The 2500-nt window shown below is 65.8% G+C and carries 2 protein-coding genes; both read right to left on the reverse strand.

Annotated elements, in window-relative coordinates:
• Window positions 1–1051, reverse strand: a 1051-nt coding sequence (locus U5775_RS38625) for a sulfatase-like hydrolase/transferase (RefSeq protein ID WP_322063385.1), incomplete at its 3' end; no start/stop codon positions are given.
• 54 nt (window positions 1052–1105) lie between these two features.
• Entirely contained in the window at window positions 1106–2485 is a 1380-nt protein-coding gene (locus U5775_RS38630; protein ID WP_322063386.1) for an MFS transporter, read from the reverse strand.
• Window positions 2486–2500: the final 15 nt, after the last annotated feature.

Here is a 2500-nt window from a genome sequence, read left to right on the forward strand (position 1 = left end):
TGGCCACGGTGTCGTGAAACAGCTCCTTTTCGCCGAGGTAATGATCGCCCAGATAGTCGCCGTGATCGCTGCAGAAGACGATCATCGTGTCGTCCATGCGGCCGGCCGCCTCCATGAACTCGAACAGCGCGCCGAGCTGGTCGTCGATCTGCTTGACGAGCCCCATATAGACGGGAATGACCGCCTCGCGCACGTGCGGCTCCGAGAAGTTGCGCCCCGCGATCATTTGCTGGAAGCCCTGCTGCACGGGATGGCCGTGCTCGCGCTCGTCGGGGTGCTGCTTGACGGGCAGGATGTCTTCCGCGCCATACAGCGCGTGGTAGGGCGCCGGCGCCACGTAGGGCCAATGCGGCTTGATGTACGAAAGATGCAGGCACCAGGGCGCGTCGCCCTGGGCTTCGATGAACGCCATCGCGCGGCGTGTCATATACGGTGTTTCGGAGTCCGTTTCATCGATGTGGGCCGGCAGGCGGGCGTACTGCATCTCCCAGCCCGAGAGAATCTCGCCGTTCGGTCCCGCTGCGGAGTTGGCGAAGTCGTGCCACGGATTGCCCGAGCGATAGCCCTGCGCGCGCAGATAATCGCAATACGGGCTGTCTTGCGCCGAAGGTCCGGGCCAGCAGCCGTCGTCGCGCTCGAAGGGTTCGAAGCCGAGCTCCATCGCGAGCTGGCCTTGCGGGCTCTCCGGCGAGATGCCGAGCCTCGCCATGGCCGCGACGTCGGCTTCCATGTGCGTCTTGCCGACGAGCGCGGTGCGTATGCCGTTGGGCCGCAAATAGTCGCCGAGGCCTTTTTCGCGTAGCGAGAGCGGCACGAAATTCCAGATCGCGCCGTGGCTCGTCATGTAGCGACCGGTGTAGTACGACATGCGCGACGGCCCGCACACGGGCCCCTGGACATAGGCGTTGCTGAAGCGCACGCCGCGTTGCGCGAGCCGGTCGAGGTTCGGCGTCTGCAGCGTGGGATGCCCGTAGCAGGACAGATAGTCCCAGCGCAATTGATCGGCCATGATGAAAAGCACGTTGCGAACCGTGCCGCTTTGCTGCGCCATACCGTCTCCATAGAATCAAAAAACCAGGGTGTGCGAATGATTTGAAGCTGGGCGCTACAACGGCATGTTCGAATGCCGGATGCGCCCGCGCGCGAGCCACATGATGACGGCCGCGAGCACGAGGATGCCGCCCGCGAGCGCGAGGCCGGGCGCGAAACTATGCGTCGAACGCTTGAGCGAGCCCACGACATAGGGCATCAGACCGCTGCCGATACTGGCCACGGTCGAGAGCATGCCGATGGCGGCCGGGCTCGCGTGGCGGCTGAAATAGCCTTGAGGAATCGTCCAGAAGATCGACTGCGCCGAAAAGCAGCCGAACGTCGCGAGCCCGAACCCGAGCACGATTGCGGCGACGCCGCTGGCCGTCGCCGCGACGAAGAAGCCGCCGCCCGCGACGCATAGCGCGAAGACGACGTGCCAGATGCGCTCGTTCCTGCGGTCCGACGAGCGGCTCATGATGAACATGCCGGCTACGCAGGCCAGCGAGATCGACGCGGACAGCACGCCGATCCAGCCCTTCGAGAGTCCGCGTTCGTCGAGCATGGCGGGCAGCCAGCTCGATGTGGTCACGAGCCCGCAGAACAGGCAGAAGTTGACGAGGCTGAAGACGAGCACCATCGGATGAAAGACGATCTCCACGAGCCGGGGCTTGCGGGCCTGGCCGGCTTCGTGCGCCTGCTCGCGGCCGCTATCCTCGCGCATGGCGCGCGTCAGCCATTCGCGCTCGTGCGGTGCGAGCCAGCGCGCTTCGTCGGGCGTGCTGGACAGGTAGAACAGTCCCACGATCCCGAGCACGATGGCGGGGCTGCCTTCGATCAGGAAGATCCAGCGCCATCCCGCGATGCCGAGCGTGTTATCCATCTGCAGAATGGCCGTCGACAGGAGCGCGGTCACCACGGAGGCCACGGGCGCCGCGAGAATGAAGGTCGCGTTGAAGCGCGCGCGGTATTGCGCCGGAAACCACTGGCCCAGATAGACCATGACACCGGGCACGAGCCCCGCTTCGGCGGCGCCTAGCGCGACGCGCAGCGCGAGAAAGCCCGTCTTGCCGGTGACGAGGCCCATCGCCGTCGCCGCGATCCCCCAGCCGATCGCAATGCACGAGATGACCCGGCGCGCGCCGTAGCGTTCGAGCATGAGATTGCAGGGCAGGCCGAACAAGCCATAGCTCACGTACATGATGCCGACCGCGAGCCCGAAGGTCGCGGCGTCGAAGCCGAGATCGCGGTTCATCGACAACGCGGCGAACGCGATGTTCAGCCGGTCCATCATCGCGAAGAAGTAGACGGCGCACAGGAACCACATGACGCGCCATGCCACCTTGCGGACGATGCGCCGCTCATTGGCCGCGCCGATATCGGACGCGGGCGCGAGGCCGGCGGGATCGGCATTGAGACGCAGGGGCCGTGACGGGCTGCTGCGGGGAACGTTCATGGTGTCTCCGGACAG

The organism is Paraburkholderia sp. J63, assembly GCF_905220245.1.
Taxonomy (GTDB): domain Bacteria; phylum Pseudomonadota; class Gammaproteobacteria; order Burkholderiales; family Burkholderiaceae; genus Paraburkholderia.